Here is a 20,019-nt window from a genome sequence, read left to right as displayed (position 1 = left end):
GGGGGAGGAATTGATAGCATTATGGCATCTTTTTGCATACGTTTTTTAGTAGAATTTTCAGCATTTGAAAAAGTGGTGTTGATTTTTTCTGCTTTCGTTTTACGCGATGTAACTTAGTAACTTAAACACTTGCGAAGTATTGATATCTTCTTATTCTTTGGGGAGCTTTTAGGGAATAAAACTTGTGATATTTTGTGCGGGGCGCTTGTTATTATTGATCAAAAACTTATGAAGCATTTAGTGTTCTGTGCTGCGGTAAATGCTTATAAGCAGTGAATTGACAAATTTTAGAGCTTGATGTTACGTTTTTCTTACAAATAGGGGGCATTTTCTAGGTAAAAATGATCTGTTAGTGGTTTGCGCAGATGATTAATGCATGGCACTTTAATGATTCATTTTCTTTTGTCTGTTGTGGTTTTTTTAATGTCTGATACATAACTCTTGAACAAATAGACGGGCACATTTTGGCTTTGTTGCCGTTTTCAAAGAGTTTTTAAAGGTGAAAGATGCTCCATATTCAGTTTGAAAAAATAGCACTCATTGGAATCGGTCTTATTGGATCTTCTTTAGCAAGAGTTATTAAAAAGAAAAATCTTGCAGCTCAGATTTCTATTGCAACACGTCGTCCAGAAACACTAAACAGGGCACGCGAATTGGAACTTGGGGACTTTTATACAACAGATAATGCAGAAGCTGTTGAAGGTGCAGATTTGGTTATCCTTTCTGTTCCCGTTGGGGCTAGTGCAGAAGTCGTAAAAACCGTTCGTGATCATTTAAAACCTGGGGCGATCGTGAGTGATGTTGGTTCTACAAAAGCGTTGGTTATTGCGGAAATGGCGCCTTTATTGCCAAAAACGGTCCATTTTATTCCTGGTCATCCGATTGCTGGAACGGAATATTCAGGACCGGATGCTGGTTTTGCTGATTTGTTTGTAAATCGTTGGTGTATTTTAACACCTTTTGCTGAGAGTGATGCTTCTGCTGTCGCAAAATTGACAGCCTTTTGGGAAGCGTGTGGCGCGCGTGTCGAGAAGATGGATCCTAAACATCATGATCTTGTTTTGGCTATTGTTTCGCATTTGCCGCATTTAATTGCTTATAATACTGTCGGGACGGCTAGTGATTTAGAAAAGGTGACAAATTCAGAAGTCATTGCTTATTCTGCTTCAGGTTTTCGTGATTTTACCCGTTTGGCATCTTCCGATCCTGTTATGTGGCGTGATATTTGTTTGCATAATAAGGATGCCATTTTAGAAATGTTGAGCCGTTTTAGTAAAGGGCTGGCTTCTTTAGAGCAAGCAATTCGCTTGGGAGATGGTGAAACACTGTTTAACTTTTTTACCCGTACGCGTGCTGTGCGCCGTAATATTATTGATGCGGGGCAGGAAATTGATGCGCCTGATTTTGGGCGTCATAGTGTTTCTAAAGAGCCTACGTAAAAATCTAAGATTTTTTAATTGAACTTTGCTGGTTTTTTCTAGAAATCTATATTCTTTTAAGTTCGGATTGTTGTAAAAAAGTAGGCGATTGTTGAGGTACAGATAATCAGGCTTCAAAAAGGTTCTATGGATGCAAGATTATCATCTGTGGCATATGATGCACAAAGAAATCGTGGAATCTAAAGGACAGACCACAAAGTTTAAGTGATTGTAAAGCTTTGTGTAATACACTGTTTTCTTTGCTTTCTTGTAACGACTTTTTCTGTATAATCTCGTGTGCTGTATTTATGCTTAATTGCTCTTTAGTTGCTGTTGGTATGTACTGAGATCAAAAAAGATTATAGGTAGGTGTTGTGTTTCTAAGCTTGTCATAATGATCACATGTTGCTTTCTATAAAATTATGTGAACGCGTGCACTGGTTTGATTAACAATATAGATGGTTGATATGTACGGATTTTTATCGTCTTTGGTTCTTGATGCGTGAAATTTATCAATTCGTTCTTTTCAATTTTGCTACAGAGTGAGGCTTGACCATAATGATTATTGCCCCTTATATTGAAAAGTGTGTGTTTTTAGAGCTTTGGTGATTTTTATGAAGCTTGGATAGGCTAAGGAAGAGTTTTACCAGAAAGTATTAAGGTTTGTTAAGAAATATCTTTTGGTATAGCTACCGTATTTTTGTTGATGCAGTAAAGCACTATTGGCGTGATAATGGTAGTGCGTTGGCAAGCCATGTTGCACTGTGGGGGCTTTTAGCATTTTTTCCTTTTTTTATTTTTGGAACATCTCTTGCGAGTTTTCTTGGAGCTTTTACATACACGCCGCAAAAAATCAAAGCGCTTGTGCAGTTGTTGCCAGATGTCATTGCAGAACCTTTATCTAAGGAAATTATTAATGTCTTAACTATTCCGCGGAGAGGGGTTTTGACGATTTCTGTCATTGGAGCGGCTTATTTTGCCTCTAATGGGATCGAGGCTTTGCGTACGGCTTTAAATAAAGCTTATCGCGTGGTTGATCAGCGGAGTTTGTTGTTTTGTCGTTTTCAAAGCTTGTTTTTTGTAATTCTTGGGGCCATTGGTCTTGTGGTGATTAGCTTTTTGTTGATTTTGACACCCTTATTGATAAAAATTACGCAAAATCATTCTTTTTTCATTACCGAATATATTGGTATCATCCGTTTATGGCGTTACATAATCGCTGCTGTTGTTCTCTTTGTAAGTCTTTTGATTGTTCATAAATGGCTCCCAGCAGGGCGACGGAAATTTATAGATATTTTGCCAGGAATCGTGGTGACTATGTCTGTATGGTTTATAGCTTCCATTGCTTTTGCTCAGTATTTAACAATGTTTAATTACATTTCTACCTATGCAGGGTTAGCATCTATTATGGTTGCCATTATTTTTCTTTACATGTTAAGTGCAATTTTTATTTTTGGAGGTGAAATAAATGCGGCGATAATGTTTTACCGTGGACATTTGCACCATTCAGATGAATGAAAGAACCTGTTGTTGCGTGAAAGTAAAGAGACGAATACACGAATAAAATCTGCTATCACTTTGTTGGTTGATGCGGATGCTTGTCCTGTGAAGCTTGAAATTTATCGTGTTATGAACCGTTATCAGCTTAAAACATTTGTTGTAGCAAACCGCTTTTTGTCTGTTCCAGATGAGCCATTTCTTGAAAGGGTGATTGTCCCTGAAGGCCCTGATTGTGCCGATAACTGGATTGTGGATCATGTGCATGAGGCTAGTGTCGTTATCACAAGCGATATCCCTTTAGCAGCACGGGTTGTGAAAGCTGGTGGGAGTTGTCTTTCGCCGACAGGACGCATTTTTGATGTAAATTCAATTGGTCAAGCTTTGGCAATGCGCAATTTAATGGAAGATTTGCGCGGACAAGGTAGTATAACAGGTGGGCCACGTCCTTTTTGTCACAAAGATCGTTCTGCTTTTTTATCTGCGTTGGATCTCGTTATACAACGTTTAAAAAGGCGTGCTTATTAGGTTAGCGTGTTTCTTCAATAACAGCTTTTATAAGTGCTTTGGCATCGTCATTGGCCCATGGAGCTGCACCATTGAAAGAAGCAATGAGATATCCCTCTTTATCAATAAGAAATGTGATAGGTAATCCTAAAGCGAGCCCTTGTTTTCTAACATTGTTGAAAATATCCATTGTTTCATCGCGATAGTAAAGCAAATTATCCGCATGAATATTCTGTAAAAATTGCTGAATTTTTTCAGGAGAAGCCGTTTTATCGATATTAATAGCTATGACATCAAAGTTTTCTCCACCCAATTCACGTTTTAATTGCGCAAGTTCAGGCATTTCTGTGCGGCATGGTGCACACCAAATAGCCCACAGATTGACAAGTATTGGTTTTCCGGTCAATTCGCTGAGTGTGTGCTCTTTTCCTTGAATATCCTTGAAAGAGAGTTTGTTCATGTCTGAGAGCGTATCAGAAAATCGTATGTGGCTAAAAAAGCCTTTTGCCGCTTTTCGGATCGCTATCATTTTTTCTGCTCGTGCTTTATCAATGTTTATTTCTTGTGCGTTTGCTGCTGAAATGAAATTGAGAAGGAAAAACTCTCTTTTGTTATCGTGGTTTATGGTTGCGTATAAACTCAATGCAATGATAAAAGATGCAAGAGAGAATTGCCTTTTTTTATTGTTTTTTTCGCCGATAATAATTTGAGAAATCATAATTTTATCCTTTTTATGGGTGTTTTTAGAGTATGACAGATGAGGAATTAAAAAACCAAATGTGGGGTGGTCGCTTTGCAGCAGGGCTTGCTGCAATTATGGAAGAAATTAACGCCTCAATTGATTTTGATCAAAAACTTTATCGACAAGATATTGAAGGTTCCCTTTCTCATGCGGCAATGTTAGCGCAAACAAAGATCATTTCACAATCAGATTATGAAAAAATTGTTTATGGTTTGAAACTTATTCGCCAAGAAATTGAAGACGGTAAATTTGTTTTTTCACGAAAGCTTGAAGATATTCATATGAATATTGAAGCGCGGCTGAGCGAATTGATTGGTCCTGTCGCAGGGCGTTTGCATACAGCTCGTTCACGCAATGATCAAGTGGCTGTTGATTTTCGCTTGTGGGTGCGTGAAGCAACGCAAAAGATAGCCCAAGCTTTAAAAGGATTGATAGAGCAATTGCTTATTCGAGCAGAACAACATGTTGATACCTTTATGCCAGGCTTTACGCATTTGCAATCGGCACAACCCGTAACATTTGGCCATTACATGATGGCGTATGTTGAAATGTTTGGTCGCGATTTATCGCGGATGCGTGATGCGGTTGAGCGCATGAATGAATCGCCTTTAGGAGCTGCTGCTTTAGCAGGAACAGGATTTCCAATTGACCGTTTTATGACAGCAAAAGCACTAGGCTTTCGAGAGCCAACACGCAATTCAATTGATAGTGTTTCGGATCGTGATTTTGCCTTGGAATTTTTAAGCGCTGCTGCTCTTTGTGCAACGCATCTTTCACGCTTAGCGGAAGAAATCGTTCTTTGGTCAAGTGCACAATTTCATTTTATTCGTTTATCGGATGCTTTTTCAACCGGTTCATCCATTATGCCACAAAAGAGAAATCCCGATGCTGCAGAACTTGTGCGGGCTAAAGTGGGACGGCTAAATGGCGCATTGATGGGGCTGTTGACGGTGATGAAAGGCTTACCACTTGCTTATTCTAAGGATATGCAAGAAGATAAGGAATATGTGTTTGATGGGGCTTGGAGTTTACAATTATCTTTAGCAGCAATGACAGGAATGATTGCTGATTTGCAAGTCAATAAAGAAGCTATGAAACAAGCAGCTGATTCTGGCTATGCAACCGCAACCGATTTTGCTGATTGGCTTGTGCGTGAATTAGGGCTTCCTTTTCGTGAAGCACACCATATTACGGGGGCTGCTGTGGCATTAGCAGAAAAAAAACGATGCGGTCTGAATAATTTATCATTGGTTGAGCTTCAAATGATATGTCCAGAGATCAATGCGACAATTTTTGATGTTTTGACAGTTGAAAAATCAGTCAAAAGTCGCAAAAGTTTTGGGGGTACTGCGCCTTCAGAAGTGCTTCACCAAATTGCTTATTGGAAAAAACGTCTTATAACCGCCTGAGTGATTTTATTTTAAACGCAGAAAATGAAAAGAGATATGAGTAGGAAAGAAAAGGGCGTATGAAAATCATTTTAAAAAATTTAGCAATTGTCCTTTGGGGAAGCATTATTATCGTTGGGTGTGGGCGTAAAGGGGCATTAGAATTACCTCCTTCAACAGTAGCGGATTCTTCACAAGGAACATTTGTTCCTCAAGGCAAAACAGATAAACCTTTTATTCTTGATCGGTTGATACAATAGGGATTTTTATGCATTTTTTTTCTTATCATCAGGGTGTGCTCCACGCTGAAGGTCTTTCGCTTTTGGAACTTGCACGGGAAGTTGGAACACCTTTTTATTGTTATTCAGCTAACGCAATCGTTGCGCATTTAAAAGATTATCAAAAGGCATTTCGCGATATGCCGAGTTTAATTGCTTATGCAGTTAAAGCGAATTCCAATCAAGCGGTTTTACAAATTTTAGCAAACAATGGAGCAGGGGCTGATGTCGTTTCAGAAGGGGAATTACGGCGCGCACTTGCTGTTGGTATTTCTGCACAGCGTATTGTGTATTCTGGTGTTGGTAAAACAGTGAGAGAAATAGACTTTGCCCTTGCGCAAGATATTTATTGTTTTAACGTTGAATCAGAGCCAGAACTTGAACAATTATCGGCACGGGCTGTTGCGCTTTCGAAAACAGCTCGTATTTCTTTGCGTATTAATCCTGATGTCGATGCTAAGACTCATAAGAAAATTACAACAGGCAAATCTGAGAATAAGTTTGGTATTCCACTATCGTTGGCAGGTGATGCATATAAAAAAGCAGTCCAATTGCCCGGTCTTCATGTGTGTGGCGTTGATCTCCATATTGGTAGTCAAATTTGTGATTTAAAGCCGTTTGAAGATGCATTTATTATTGCCGCAGATTTTGTACGTCAATTATGGAATGAGGGTTATGCGATAACCCATATCGATATTGGGGGCGGGCTTGGTATTCCTTATGGTCATGAGCAATATCCAGTGCCATCTCCTTTTGCGTATGCAGAGCTGGTGAAGAAATATATTGCGCCTTTAGGGATCGATATTATCCTAGAACCTGGGCGTAGTATTGTTGGTGAAGCTGGTGTTTTGGTCACATCGGTTGTGTATTTAAAAAAGGGGGAAGGACGGAATTTTGTTATTGTTGATGCGGCAATGAATGATTTTATGCGCCCGACGCTTTATGATGCGTGGCAGAATGTGATGCTCGTGAAGGAAGCGCCGAGGAATGCTCCGCTGATCCGTGCAGATGTTGTTGGTCCTGTTTGTGAAACCGGTGATTATTTAGGATTGGAACGCTCTTTGCCGGTATTGAAAGCGGGTGATGTTTTGGCAATAACGGGAGCGGGGGCTTATGGTGCGGTGATGGCAAGCACCTATAATAGCCGGCTTTTGGTGCCGGAGGTTCTTATTCAGCATACACGTTCTGCGATTATTCGTCCTCGCCTTGATTACACACAGTTGATAGGCTGCGATCATATTCCAGACTGGATTGAGCATCCTTAAATGTTTTTGGTCTTATTTCCACTAAACTTTGATGAGACAATTTATTTTCTGGAAATTGTCTTGTATGCGTTTTATGATTTTAATTTACCACTGTAAAAGGGAACAAATGTTTGTCTATGAGAGATGAAAACATCAAAAGCTTTACAGAAATGAAACTTTTGTGTGTGCGCATTTTGATGTGGTGTATCCTCTCATTTGAGCGGATATGGCTACGGTTGTTGCCGTTTTTTTTGATTCTTAGTCTCTTTTGTTCGCTTAGTTGGTTTGGCATTTTTGGCATTCTGAGTTATTGGCCACATTTATTCTTACTTGGGCTTATGCTTTTTTCTGCCGTGGGAAGTTTGTTTTTTCTTATTCGCTTTCGGTTTCCGGCTGTTAGAGAAGTTAATCGACGTATTGAACAAGCAAATGGCCTCAAAAATCAGCCTTTAGACGTTCAAACAGATCGTTTATATCCCGAACATGATGAAGGCTTTCGTGCGATTGTTTGGCGCGAACATCAACGCCGCATGGCCGAACAATTGTACCATTTAAAAACAGGATTTGCCTATCCTAATAGTGCTGCTTGTGATCCTTTGGCTTTGAGGGCTTTATGTGTTCTCCTTTTTGTGTGCGCTTTTAGTTTTTCTTTTGGCTCTTTGGGGGGACGTTTGGCAGATGCTTTTGATTTCCGTCCTTTGGTCGATGAAACATCCATGCGGATTGATGCTTGGGTAACACCGCCTGCTTATACGGGGGTTGCACCTCTTTATTTAACACAAGGTGAGACAACACAGTTTACAGTTCCTGAAGGGAGTGATCTCGTTGTGCGTGTTGTCGATGGTGCTGGCGTTACAGTAAAGGCGCTCTCTCAAGAGGATGGTCACGAGGTTTTGTTTTCCAAAAAAAGCGATAAGATGGTTTTGAATGATCCAATTGTTCATTTTGAAACACACTTGGAACATTCAATCAATTTATCTGTATCATCGCGCCATAAGCAACAGCAATGGTATTTGCAGGTGATTAAGGATCAGCATCCAACAATTCGTTGGGTGGAAAAGCCAGGGCGAATTTTGACTGGTTCGTTAGAGTTGCAGTATGAGATGAATGATGATTATGGAGTTACAAAGGCCTTTGTTGAAATAGAGCCTTTTCTTGACAACCGTAAAAATACTGTCTCTCTTTATAAAGCACCTGAAATAAACCTTCTTTTAGCGCGTGCTGGAAAGGGTAAAATGCGGATGGTTCAGGATGTGTCAAATCATCCATGGGCTGGTTTAGAAGTCAAAATTACTTTGGTGGCAGAAGATGGTGCTGGGCAGCAAGGCCGTAGCAAAACTTTTGTTATGACGTTACCGCAACGTATTTTTTCCAATCCTGTCGCTCGTGCAGTGAGTGAATTGCGTCGTTTATTGGCTCTTAATCCTTTAGCAAGAGACCGAGTACTCGATATGCTTTCTGCTTTGTTGGTACGTCCAGAAGATGGGCTTCAAAATGCAACATATTTACTTGCTCTACAGAGTGCATGGACAAGGCTTTCTATGGCAGAGACAGAAGACGATTTGCGCGATGTGGTCAATTATTTATGGCAGATTGCTTTGGGTATTGAAGGCAATCAACTTGAATCTGCTCAGAAAAATTTAAAACAAGCACAAGCTGCTTTGCGTGATGCACTGCGCTACGGCGCTCCAGCTAAAGAAATTGAGCGGCTTATGGCGGATTTACGCCAAGCTATGGATGATTATATTCATACTTTGGCTGAAAAAGCACAAGAGAGTAATAACAGTTCTAGTCGTCCAAATCTTTCAGAAGATACATTACAGCAAAAATTGAATTCAATTGAAGAAATGGCTAAGATGGGCTCCTCTTTAGCAGCTGAACAGTTGTTGGCTGAAGTCGAACAAACTCTCGATCATTTGCAAGTGCAAAAAGGCAATAAAACTGGGAAACAGAGTGAGAGCCAATTCGCACAAATGAAAGAGAAAATGGATCATCTTGGAGATTTGATGCGTCGTCAGCAAGAAATTCTCAATGAAACACATCAGTTAGAAATGGAACAACGACGTGGTGAAAATGTGCCGGAAAATAAAAGCAGATCTTTAAAAAAACGTCAGGCTGAGTTGCAATCTGAATTATTGACGCTAGAAAAAGAATTATCAGAACAGGGAATTGAACAGAGTGACGCATTGAAAAGGGCAGAAGAGAAAATGAATTCTGCAGAAGATGCTCTTGGTAACGGAAATCACCAAAAATCCATACAAAATCAGTCAGATGCTTTAGAAGCCTTAAGGCAAGGTGCACAAAATATTTTAGAAAAAACGCGTGAAGTCCTCAAAAAAGCAGGAAATAATCAAAATGCTGTTTCTGGTCAAGAAGAAGATCCATTAGGACGCTCTCTCTCTTCAAAGCCTGTTCAAGAGCAAGAAGGTGTGGCACTACCACCAGAAAGTGATCAAATGCGTGCGCGGCAGATTTTGGATGAAATTCGCAAACGCCTTGGTAAGGAGCATATTCCAGAAGCAGAAAAAAACTATCTTGAAAGGTTGCTTCGTTTTAATTAATCACTTGATTTTCTCTTAGCCAAAAAGTGTGCAGTGGGAGTTCTTTATGGAGCGCAAGTTTTAAAGCTAAATGCGATAAAGTGCGTTCGTGCAATGATTATGGAAATGTTCTATGCTGCTTTTGAAGCCATTTTGCTTTAAAATATGAAATATTAAAGTTTTCGCCATTGCGGAGAAAAAGTAAAAGTCCATATAAGCAGGGTATATGAAGCCTGTGATGTTTGAAATTTGTTTCTATACGGTATGTTGAGTTGGATATAGTCACACTGAGAGATTTTTACGCTTCTGCACTTGGACTGCGCGTACAGGAGACGCTGTGTGATCAGTTAAATTTGTGCTGGCCAGATCTTGCTGATAAACGGGTCATGGGGCTTGGTTATGCACTCCCTTATCTTTCTGCGTTGTATACACGTGCACAACAATGTATTGCTTTTATGCCTGCTGCTCAGGGGGCTTCACCTTGGCCTTGTGCTGATAAGGTTGCGACAGCACTTGTTTTTGAAGAAGATTTACCGCTTCCTGATGCTTCGATTGATTGTATTTTATTGGTACATGCACTTGAATATACAGAAAATGCATTCGAAACACTGAATGAAATATGGCGTGTTTTGGCTCCCAATGGTTACTTGATTGTTATTGTTCCTAATCGCTCCGGCTTTTGGGCGCGTAATGCTTGTACCCCCTTTGGTTACGGTGAACCTTATAGTCGGCAACAGATTGCTCGTTTATTCGAAAAAACAAATTTTATTTCTGGACCAGTGCAAGAAATTGTACATTATACGCCTTCCTCAGGTTATGCTTCGCGATTGTTTTCTTTTCTTTATGAACCAGTTGCACGCCATCTTTTACCTTATTTTGGTGGACTCTTAATCTGTCAAGCTCAGAAGCGTGTTTATCAAGGTTTGCTTGTTCAGCGTCGCCAGTCACGGCGTATCTTTATGCCTGCGTTATCACCACAAGCACGTGAAAGCTCTCTCTCGTGTAGGTTTTATGGTGCTTTCAAAGAAGAAAAATTAATGGCAACAAAATCGTTTTTGAAGCAGTAACTTTGGATAAAATTTAAAGATTAAGACGGTATCCGTTGTGATCCGTAATGAGAATTTGTGCGTTGGAAGGATCTTTTTCAATTTTTTGTCGCAAACGATAGATATGAGTCTCTAACGTGTGTGTTACAATATTTTCATTATATCCCCAAATTTGTTCTAACAATGTTTCACGGCTCACTATGTGCTCGTTGGTGCAACAGAGGTATTTAAGAATCGCTGCCTCTTTTTCTGTGAGGCGAATTTGGTTGTTATCTTGATCAATGAGGCGTTTTTGTCTAGGTTTAAAAGTATAGGGACCAATGTAAAAAACTGCATCTTCATTTTGTTCGTATTGGCGCAATTGTGCGCGGATTCGCGCTAACAATACAGCAAAGCGAAAGGGTTTTTTCACATAATCATTGGCGCCTGTTTCAAGATCTAAAATGGTATCGCAATTTGTATCATAATTTGTGATCATGATAATGGGAGCACGAAATCCTTGGGTGCGTAATTTTTTAACGGCTTTAAGGCCATCAAGATCAGGGAGCTCAATACCAAAAATAGCGAGATCAATGTTTTTCTCTTTAGCTATTGCGATTCCTGCTGCAGCTGTTTTAGCTTGGAAAACTTTAAATTCTTTATGAATTTGCAATTGTTCTACCAAAATAGGGCGCAGATCATCATCGTTTTCAACGATTAAAAGGGTATATATGGTCATTTGTTTTCCTTATAAGGTATGTTGATGCCCTGACTAACTGAAAGTAGTTTCATGAAAATGGGGTTTCATGCAAGGAGAATTAAAAAAGAAATCCTATACAAAACAAACTTTTGTTGCTTTTATGGTAATGCGCTGACAAGCAGATAATTGTACGCAGTTTTTTTATATATGGGGCGGGATTGTTTTTTGTGCTCTAAGGCGTGTACCGCGGTATTTTTGCTTTTAAGCGCGAAAGTTCTAGTGCGATGTCCTTAGCATATATGCATTTTTAGGGGGATTTCACGACAATCCTTATTATTTCTTATTTGGTTTTACCTTTTTACTGTATTCGAGTGCAGAATAGTTGCTGTGATGCGCGCGTGGTGGTGCCAATTATAATCGCTTTGTATGTCTTCACTTATTGTAATAGTGTTGAAGAAATATAGTGTGAAGATAGACTTTATGAAATTGTTTTGATTTTAGAGTGGAAGGGTACAGAGAGAAAATGGCAAGAGAGAGTGCTATCTTTATGTGTGTAGCACAAGAAAATTATATGCCAACAGAAAGGATGTGTTGTGTGCGTTTGTCGTGATATGGAACATATGGAATGTCTTTTGCCGCATATTTTATTGTTTTATCTTGATAATAGATTGATTTATAATGATAATTCATGTTTTTGTATATTGAATTAGTCTCTTTGACTACTGTAAGATTCTCTTATGTGAAACCTGTTTATGTTGAATCAATTACAGCCATTCCCTTGTAAGTTACAAGTGGGATTGGCATGTGGGTAAAAACCATTTTAGAAAGGGACTAATATACCTCTCATGAACCGTTTCAATGCAAGAATTGTCACAAAATGAAAGAATTTCAAAGCAATAGCTTTTGAATAGTGGAGATTACATAAAGCCTCATCTTTTTGTTTTTTTCTCTCATTTGGGTGGGATTACGCTCTTTCCAAAGAACGGTACGTTATTGCGTTGTTCATACATATACCTGTTTTAGAGGCATCTCATCTTTCACCCAATCTTTATCTTTTGGGCGCTAGCTCCATAAATGGTATAAGGTAACCCCCGTAACCCCCTGAGTACCACTGTTCTTAAGCTTATAAAGTAAAAGATCGCTACAGTGTTTTGTGTTTTTCGCTCTTGATCTTACCTTCTTTTCTTAAATGATTTTTTTCACACATCAATCTCTTTATATACGGCGTAAGCAAACAATTTTGGTTCTGAATAAGAGGGATAGAAACAAAAAAACATTCTTGTATTCGGTGCTCTAATTCACTATCAAAATAATAAATTATTATTATAAATCAGATCTTTTAAGGTTCCCCATTAAACAGATCTCTTTCCATTCTTCTTTTGTGACAGGTTGCACTGATAAGCGACTGGCATTGACCAGTACCATATTTACCAGTTTTGGATTTGCTTTGATCTGCTTTAATGAAACAGGCGTTGGCATATCACAAAGAGCACGAATATCTACACATTCCCAACGTGGATCAGGGGTTGTAGAATCAGGATGTGCTTCAGCACAGACCTCTACAATGCCTACGATTTCTAATCCTTTATTTGAATGATAAAAAAAGCCTTTATCACCATATTTCATTGCACGCATATTATTACGGGCTTGATAATTACGTACACCGTCCCATTGTTCGCCCTCAGCACCTTTTTGCTTCTGCATGTCCCATGACCATTTATGGGGTTCAGATTTAAAAAGCCAATAAGCCATGTGATCTCCTTTTCATAAACTTTGCTGCATTTCATAAGTTATGGGTATTTTTATATGCATCTGTATAGCACTATAAAGTACGATTTTTGATTTAAAATGGGATAAAAATACTCATCATCAATTTGTTCCTTCCTTTTTCGAAAGAAGAGATTTTGGTCAAGGAATGAACTATGCTTTTTAGGTGTTTTTTTATTTTGTGTGAAGCTATTTTGGCTCAAAATTCATTGTCAGAAGAAAAATACACCGGTGTGTGAAAAAGCAGGCTTAAAGTAAATCGGCTGAGTGTGCGCAATTCAATTATTCTTTTGATAGTGGTTTGGAAAGTCCAGTTAATATTAAGTATTATTGAGTTGGAGAAATATGGCAAAAAAAGCAGTCTCTAAAAGGTTAAGGACCTACAGTGATAATGGAAACAAATGAGGGGCTAAATGGTGATGGTTCATACTGTGCTTCGTTATTAATTATGGAGGGCTAGTCTATTTTTCTTATGCTTTTGTTCCACGGCGTCCTGTTCCGATTAAAGGAACGGCTTTTTCATCTAATGGCCAACGTGAACGAGGGGCAATATCAAGGGAACTTGTTTCTCCTCTTATAAGCCGTTTCGCACCAGCAAAAGCAATCATTGCAGCATTGTCGGTACACAGAGAAAGAGGAGGCGCGATAAATTCAAAACCATGTTGATGCGCAAGTTCTTGCAACGTAGATCGAATGGCTTGGTTGGCGGCTACTCCGCCTGCGACAACTAAAGCAGGAGGACGACGTCCTTGGTAACGAGAGAGGGGATACTGGAAGGTAAAATGTTGTAAAGCCAAATGAACGCGATCATATACTGTATCGGTAACGGCTGCTTGAAAGCTTGCCGCAATGTCAGCAACGTCATTTTCTGTGAGAGGAGCCATAGCTGTCGCTGCTTGCCGAACGGCGGTTTTAAGGCCCGAAAAAGAAAAATCTAACCGTTTTTCACCTTTTAAAGGTCGTGGAAGAGGGATACGATTTTTATCACCCAATAAAGCCGCTTTTTCAAGCGCTGGGCCACCAGGATAAGGAAGGCCTAAGAGTTTTGCTGTTTTATCAAAAGCTTCTCCTAATGCGTCGTCAATGGTTGTGCCTAAACGCTGGTAATTGCCCACTTCGTGAACAAGAATTGTTTGCGTATGACCACCTGAGACCAATAACAATAAATAGGGAAAAGAGACATTATGCGTTAGGACAGCTGTTAAAGCATGGCCTTCCAGATGATTCACGGCAATAAAAGGCTTTCTTGTGGCAAGAGACAGTGCTTTTGCACTCATAACGCCCACCAAAAGCCCTCCTATCAAACCAGGACCACTTGTGGCTGCAATGGCATCAATGTCTTTTAATTTTGTATCTGCTTCTGTTAATGCTTTGAGAATTAAGCTATCGAGAATTTCAACATGGGCACGGGCGGCAATTTCAGGAACAACACCGCCATAAGGTGCATGGTGATCAATTTGACTCCAAACAATATTAGAAAGAATTCGACTGTTTCCTTCATTGTTGTGTTCAATAACAGCGGCGGCAGTTTCATCGCAACTTGTTTCTATTCCTAACAGGCGCATTTCAGACAAAACCTTATGTTTAAGCTTCTTTCATGGGTGGGTACCACGGACAGGTAAAGAAGCAAAGGACTTCTCTTAAAATTGATCTCTCAGTGAGAAAAATAATTTTAGTTGTTTCTTTGCTATAATTGCTTTGTTGACAAAAAATTAAGGGATGTTTTTCAGTATAAAATGATGATGTGTTTCTAAAAAGGTTGTTTATAAAAGTATATAACTGTAATGATCTCTAAGAGGGATTAAGAGGGATAAATTGTTAAGAATTTTGACGAAGAAATACTCTTGAGAGAAAGAGTGTAAAACAAGATATGTTGTTTGAGAAATGCTTAATTTTTAAAGCTTTTTTCATTTTGTTATTTTATTGTTAAAAAGAAGTACGAAAAAAGTGACTAATATGGCAGATTCTTCGAAACCAAAAGTTAAACCACATTATACTGGTACACGCCGTAAAAAGCCTGTGATTGAACATGAAGCTTTGAACCATGATTCAGAGCAAAAAATACAAAACTCCGTAGAATTAAACGCGATAGAAAAACAAAGCGAGCAAAGTACCCAGAATAAGCATACGTTTGATATACCTTGGCTTTTTTTGCCAATTTCAGGAATTATTGGTGGTCTCATTGCTTTGGGGTTGGGGATGGCGGTACAGTGGGCGGGTTTTCTTCCTTCTTTTTCGGTGGATGATCGTGCTGGTGGAGAAAAAGTTTTACAGATTGCAGAAACGGCAAAAAGCCAAAGTGATGAGACAGCGCAGCAATTGGGGCGTGTGCTTCAAGAAATTGATGCATTGAAAGCAGAGCTTTCTTCTTTTTCATCACAAAAGCTTGGTACCTTTCAAGATGATGAAACTTCACAAGAAGAAAGCAGAAAAGCCTTTGCAGCTTTAGAAGAAAAAGTAAGTGGTCTTGAAGAGACTGTGTTAAATTTAGTGAGCATATCAAAAGAGATGAAAGCGGCTTTGTCCGCTGGAGAAAATAATGCAAATGATCTTACTGCTTTAAAGCAACAGTTAAACGTTATGCAGGAAGAAATTGTTGCTAAAAATAATGAGAAAGAAAAAATAAATACTGCATTGTTTATTGCAATCAGTTCGCTAAAAAATGCCATAGAACGCGGCGGATCTTATGTTAATGAATTGGAAATATTACAGCAACTATCACCTTCAATCGAGGGACTTGATCTGTTACAAAAAACAGCTACGACAGGTCTTCCACGTTCAGCACAACTTTCAGCTGATTTTGCGCGTGTTGCGGATGCTATCGTTAGTACGCAAAATAGTGTTGCGCCAGATGCAGGTCTTTTTGAACGGATTTTAGCATGGATAAAAGGTCTGGTTGTCTCACGTCCAATTGGAAATGTTGAAGGTATGTCACTAGGAGCGATTGCCGCGCGGATGGAAGTTGCTATTCAAACGGGTGATTACGATAAGGCTTTGAGTGAATGGCAAACATTGCCCCAAAGTGCAAAAGATGTTTCGGATGACTTTGTTTATCAACTTGAAAGACACATTGCTGTTCATCATCTTCTCCAAAAATTGTTGCTGTCTGCGCAACAAGGATCTTTTAAAGCAACAAAGATGTAAATAGGCTCAAGATGATACGTGTTTTGATTTATACTTTTGTTGTATGTGTGTTTGGTCTCGCTTTTGGATGGGTTGCTAATCACAATGCTCTTTTTGTCATAACGTTTTTGCAGTTTCGGTTTTCCGTTTCATTGTTGACACTCTTAAGCCTGCTCATTTTGTTTCTTGGAATTTTAGCACTTCTGTGGTGGATTTTGTCTGTACTTTTTTCCATTCCTAGGGCTTTCTCCAATTATTTTTATAAACGCCACAAAAGGCGGGGTTATGAAGCGCTTTCACAGGGATTTCTTGCCGTTTTTGCTGGTGATGGTGTTGCTGCACAAAAAATGACGGCACGTGTTGAAAAATATCTTCCAAGTCATCAAGAGCCGTTGGTTAAACTTTTACAAGCCCAAACTTTGTCTTTGCAAAATGATTCTGTTCGCGCCATTGGTCTTTATGAAAAGATGAGAGAGGAACCACCAACAAAATTGGCTGGGCTGTATGGCTTGTTTCGTGAAGCAATGAAAACAAATGCTTATGAAGCAGCGCAACAATATGCAGAAGAAGCATTGGCTTTGTCACCAGCACTTTTGTGGGCGAATCAAGCAGTGCTCGATCAGTTGAGTGCTAGCGGGCAATGGGATAAAGCACTCGATGTGTTTGAGCGGGCACAAAAAGCTTTGCCACGTTCTGTTCGTTCGACTGTCCAGCGTCATCATATACAGGCTTTACTGTTAAGCGGACAAGCAGTTCATCTGTTTAACACGCATCCTTCAGATGCGCGTACAGCTATTTTGAAAGCACATAAATTGGCACCTGATTTTGTGCCTATAACGGTTATTGCTGCTGATATTCTTTATAAACTAAATGAAACGCGCAAAGCTGATAAAATGATTATTGCCGCTTGGCAGAAAGATCCGCATCCTGATTTGGGAGCACTTTATCTTGAAAGAGAAGAGGGAGCCGTTGGGCGATTAAAAAAAGCTAAAACACTGGCTTCTTATAACAAAGACACATTTGAATCAGCTTTCCTCATTGCTAAAGCTGCTTTAGATGCTGGTGAAAGAGTGTTAGCAAGAGAACAGGCACAAAAAGCACTTCAATATCATCCGCGGGAAAGTGTTTATTTGTTGCTAGCAGATATTGAAGAAGCAGAAGGGAATAATCAAGGGGCGGTGCGGCAATGGCTTTCTTTGGCATTGCGTGCTGAACGTGATCCCGTATGGATGTGTGATGGGTCTATTTTTTCTTCTTGGGCCGTGGTTTCTCCAATAAGTGGACGGTTGGGATGCTTTGAATGGAAAGCACCTCCCTGCCGGCCTCCTCTCACATTAGAGATGGACAATATTGTGCCGAAAATACAAGATAAAGAAGATAAACAAGATGAAGAAGATGATGAAGAAGATAAAAAAGGTGTCGTGGAAAAAACTGCTGCTGTTGAAGGGAAGTTGCTGGAAGAGGTATCAGCTTTAGGAGATGGTCTTGTGCATCATGTTCAGACAAACAAACAAGATATAAAGAAAAAAGATAGAGAGCTACTCAGCCAAACGCACTTAAATGTTGATGATCCGGGCATTAAAACAGAAGAAGATGAGGCATCTTTATCAAAAAAGAAATTTCGGTTATTTAGATAAAGTAGAACTAGAGTGAAAAGTGTTTATCGAAATTATTCTTTTATGTTTAAAAAAATTAAACTTAAATTAATTGCAGGGGTGATTGGTTACAAATGTTTTTGATACAAAGCTGTCGTGGTAAAAATCAAAAAAACAACAAACCAAGAATAGCAGTCGTTGTTCATCGCCAATCTACATATACTGGTCGTTTGGGAAAATTTTTGCAAAAGAGTGGTTTCGTTCTTGATATTTATCGTCCTATATTGGGACAAAAGCTTCCCAATACATTAAAGCATTATGCTGGCGTTGTCATTCTAGGGGGACCGATGAGTGTGAATGATAGTGAAGCATATATTGGTGAAGAAATTGATTGGATTTCTTTATCATTGAAAGAAAATAAGCCTTTTTTGGGTATTTGTCTTGGAGCACAAATGTTAGCACGAAATCTAGGGGGGCGTGTTGGTACAAGAAGTGATGGGACTGTTGAAGTCGGCTGGTACCCATTGGAAGCAACTTCGCAAGGAAAAAAACTTATGAATTGGCCAGAAATGGTCTACCATTTTCATGATGAAGGGATTTATAATTTACCTAAAGAAGCAGTGCTTTTAGCGACGGGGCATGCATATCCTACACAAGCTTTCCGTTATGGAGAAAATGCGTGGGGCTTACAATTTCATGCTGAATTCACGCGTGCTATGATGCGACGTTTGGTGATCCGTTCGGCGCATAAATTAACTGAAAAAGGTGCTCAGCCGGCTTCTGCACATTTGAAAGGCCGTTTAATCTATGATCAGGCTTTAAGCAAATGGTTTGAAGATGCATTGCGACAGATTTTTTGTGTGTCACACACACACGCATAAGTCTTAAGAACACCGTTTATATTGATTTTTATTGTTAGATAAGGAAAACTTTAATTTTGTCTATGTTTTCTCAATTGACATCATTCCGGAAAAATCTTTCTTTGCGTTATCTGCTTTGTGGTTTTTTTTGTTTTATTTTTATGCTCGTTTATAGCTCGATCTGGTTTTTTTTTCACGTAAAATAGAAGATCGTGTTTCCGTTATACTCGCAAATGCATCTTCGCGGGATATGACAGCTGTATGCGAACATCTACGCAAGAATGGTTATCCGTTACGTATCGGTATTGTTTGTGATCAATTTCAATTTGCTTGGCCTTTGCACGGGCTTTCTTTATCAACTGGACGTTTAACAGTTGGTGCTCCGATTTATACCCCTCATTGGGTAGAGTTAAATGTCCATTCTCCCGCATCAATTGTTTTTGAGGGAAAAGCTCCCATAGAGTCACACTGGCGCAATCTGATGATCGAAACAGAACCTTATTGGAGAACGGGTAAGACATTTAAGCTTATGGCTGAGGGCCTTGAAGTTTCTTCTAATATTGCGTCGTCTCTTGAAAATCAGAAATCTCAGGGAGCGTTGACATCACAGGCAGTAGACAAAAAGACAACACAAGAAAATACTACAGATCAAGCATCTTTGAGAGATGCCCAAGATGTAATTGGGCCTTCGTTAGACCAAAAGAATATACCCCAAAAAATAACAGCAGAGTTCGTGCGACTTGATCTTAAACAGGAGAAGAATCATTTATCGGGACATCTTACTTTCGATGATTTTGATGCTTCTATGTTTTTTGCACCTTACTTTGCTGACTTTCCAAAAGTTGATGGCCATTTGAAATGGGTTTTCAATGATGTCCTTCATTTGTTTGAAAATGGAGAAAGCAATTGGAAACAGCGCTTGTATGGGAAAAGTGGACTTTTAAAGCAGGGTGAATTGATTTTTCATACAGGTGGTGTTTTGCGTGTAAAGGGGCCATTTTCCTTTGATGATGAAGGGTATTTAACAGCAAAATTTGATCTTGTCTTGGTGAAGCATATGGAGCTTCTTACCACTATGCAGCACTTGTTTCCTGAGCAAGCTAACAACCTTCAAGCTTTATTTTTTATTTTGGGTGCTATGCCTAAAAATGCAGATGGATACCCCGTTCTCTCCTTGCTGATTACCCATGGGTGGGCACAATTAGGTTTTTTAAAACTTGGTCGCCTTGCACCACTTTAAGTCTGAAAGGGAGCGTTTTGAAATTGCGCCCTCAACTTTACTGCGAAGGTAAAGCGCAATTTTTTATTTTGGGTGCTATGCCTAAAAATGTAGAC

General features: G+C 39.4%; 16 protein-coding genes. 12 read left to right on the top strand and 4 right to left on the bottom strand.

The genetic code is table 11. The features are described from left to right. Positions 1 to 506: 506 nt before the first annotated feature. The 3 genes from ABD915_RS05215 (at position 507) to ABD915_RS05205 (ending at position 3,443) form a co-directional block, all read left to right on the top strand. Positions 507 to 1,439 (top strand): prephenate/arogenate dehydrogenase family protein, encoded by a 933-nt coding sequence (locus ABD915_RS05215; RefSeq protein WP_345116130.1) that lies wholly within the window; start codon positions 507 to 509, stop codon positions 1,437 to 1,439. Positions 1,440 to 2,081: 642 nt separating this feature from the next. After that, complete coding sequence (locus ABD915_RS05210) at positions 2,082 to 2,936, top strand: YihY/virulence factor BrkB family protein (RefSeq protein WP_345116128.1); 855 nt, start codon at positions 2,082 to 2,084, stop codon at positions 2,934 to 2,936. 12 nt (positions 2,937 to 2,948) lie between these two features. Then, on the top strand, positions 2,949 to 3,443 hold the full coding sequence (locus tag ABD915_RS05205; protein WP_345116162.1) for a YaiI/YqxD family protein: 495 nt from the start codon (positions 2,949 to 2,951) through the stop codon (positions 3,441 to 3,443). Position 3,444: 1 nt separating this feature from the next. Here the strand turns inward: ABD915_RS05205 and ABD915_RS05200 are convergent, their stop codons facing one another. Then, complete coding sequence (locus ABD915_RS05200) at positions 3,445 to 4,140, bottom strand: TlpA disulfide reductase family protein (protein ID WP_345116125.1); 696 nt, start codon at positions 4,138 to 4,140, stop codon at positions 3,445 to 3,447. Positions 4,141 to 4,172: 32 nt separating this feature from the next. Here ABD915_RS05200 and argH point away from each other — a divergent pair, with 32 nt between their 5' ends. From argH to ABD915_RS05175, 5 genes are all read left to right on the top strand, one after another. Beyond that, the gene (argH, locus tag ABD915_RS05195; RefSeq protein WP_345116122.1) at positions 4,173 to 5,573 is read left to right on the top strand and encodes an argininosuccinate lyase; all 1,401 of its coding nucleotides are present in this window, start codon (positions 4,173 to 4,175) and stop codon (positions 5,571 to 5,573) included. A gap of 59 nt (positions 5,574 to 5,632) precedes the next feature. Then, positions 5,633 to 5,812, top strand: a complete 180-nt coding sequence (lptM, locus tag ABD915_RS05190) for an LPS translocon maturation chaperone LptM (protein WP_345116119.1) — start codon at positions 5,633 to 5,635, stop codon at positions 5,810 to 5,812. 8 nt (positions 5,813 to 5,820) lie between these two features. Beyond that, positions 5,821 to 7,095 carry a diaminopimelate decarboxylase gene (gene lysA, locus ABD915_RS05185; RefSeq protein WP_345116116.1) on the top strand — a complete coding sequence of 425 codons (1,275 nt, stop codon included), beginning with the start codon at positions 5,821 to 5,823 and terminating at the stop codon, positions 7,093 to 7,095. 116 nt (positions 7,096 to 7,211) lie between these two features. Then, positions 7,212 to 9,635: a TIGR02302 family protein gene (locus ABD915_RS05180; RefSeq protein ID WP_345116113.1), complete on the top strand. Its 2,424-nt coding sequence runs from the start codon at positions 7,212 to 7,214 to the stop codon at positions 9,633 to 9,635. A 221-nt stretch (positions 9,636 to 9,856) separates the two neighbouring features. Further along, positions 9,857 to 10,681 carry a class I SAM-dependent methyltransferase gene (locus ABD915_RS05175; RefSeq protein ID WP_345116110.1) on the top strand — a complete coding sequence of 275 codons (825 nt, stop codon included), beginning with the start codon at positions 9,857 to 9,859 and terminating at the stop codon, positions 10,679 to 10,681. A gap of 13 nt (positions 10,682 to 10,694) precedes the next feature. Here the strand turns inward: ABD915_RS05175 and ABD915_RS05170 are convergent, their stop codons facing one another. From ABD915_RS05170 to tsaD, 3 genes are all read right to left on the bottom strand, one after another. Continuing rightward, positions 10,695 to 11,378: a response regulator transcription factor gene (locus tag ABD915_RS05170; RefSeq protein WP_345116107.1), complete on the bottom strand. Its 684-nt coding sequence runs from the start codon at positions 11,376 to 11,378 to the stop codon at positions 10,695 to 10,697. A gap of 1,284 nt (positions 11,379 to 12,662) precedes the next feature. Then, the gene (locus ABD915_RS05165) at positions 12,663 to 13,091 is read right to left on the bottom strand and encodes an EVE domain-containing protein (RefSeq protein ID WP_345116105.1); all 429 of its coding nucleotides are present in this window, start codon (positions 13,089 to 13,091) and stop codon (positions 12,663 to 12,665) included. A gap of 485 nt (positions 13,092 to 13,576) precedes the next feature. After that, entirely contained in the window at positions 13,577 to 14,671 is a 1,095-nt protein-coding gene (gene tsaD / locus ABD915_RS05160; protein ID WP_345116159.1) for a tRNA (adenosine(37)-N6)-threonylcarbamoyltransferase complex transferase subunit TsaD, read from the bottom strand. A gap of 391 nt (positions 14,672 to 15,062) precedes the next feature. Between tsaD and ABD915_RS05155 the strand changes: the two genes are divergently transcribed. The 4 genes from ABD915_RS05155 (at position 15,063) to ABD915_RS05140 (ending at position 19,924) form a co-directional block, all read left to right on the top strand. Further along, on the top strand, positions 15,063 to 16,250 hold the full coding sequence (locus ABD915_RS05155; RefSeq protein ID WP_345116102.1) for a COG4223 family protein: 1,188 nt from the start codon (positions 15,063 to 15,065) through the stop codon (positions 16,248 to 16,250). An 11-nt stretch (positions 16,251 to 16,261) separates the two neighbouring features. Further along, positions 16,262 to 17,866 carry a heme biosynthesis protein HemY gene (locus ABD915_RS05150; protein WP_345116098.1) on the top strand — a complete coding sequence of 535 codons (1,605 nt, stop codon included), beginning with the start codon at positions 16,262 to 16,264 and terminating at the stop codon, positions 17,864 to 17,866. Positions 17,867 to 17,958: 92 nt separating this feature from the next. Then, complete coding sequence (locus ABD915_RS05145) at positions 17,959 to 18,705, top strand: glutamine amidotransferase (protein WP_345116095.1); 747 nt, start codon at positions 17,959 to 17,961, stop codon at positions 18,703 to 18,705. A gap of 229 nt (positions 18,706 to 18,934) precedes the next feature. Beyond that, entirely contained in the window at positions 18,935 to 19,924 is a 990-nt protein-coding gene (locus tag ABD915_RS05140; protein ID WP_425548188.1) for a DUF2125 domain-containing protein, read from the top strand. Positions 19,925 to 20,019 lie beyond the last annotated feature (95 nt).

This window comes from Bartonella jaculi (assembly GCF_039543045.1).
Taxonomy (GTDB): Bacteria; Pseudomonadota; Alphaproteobacteria; order Rhizobiales; family Rhizobiaceae; genus Bartonella; species Bartonella jaculi.
Note: the sequence above shows the minus strand (reverse complement) of the source record. Positions and strands in the feature narration are given on the sequence as shown.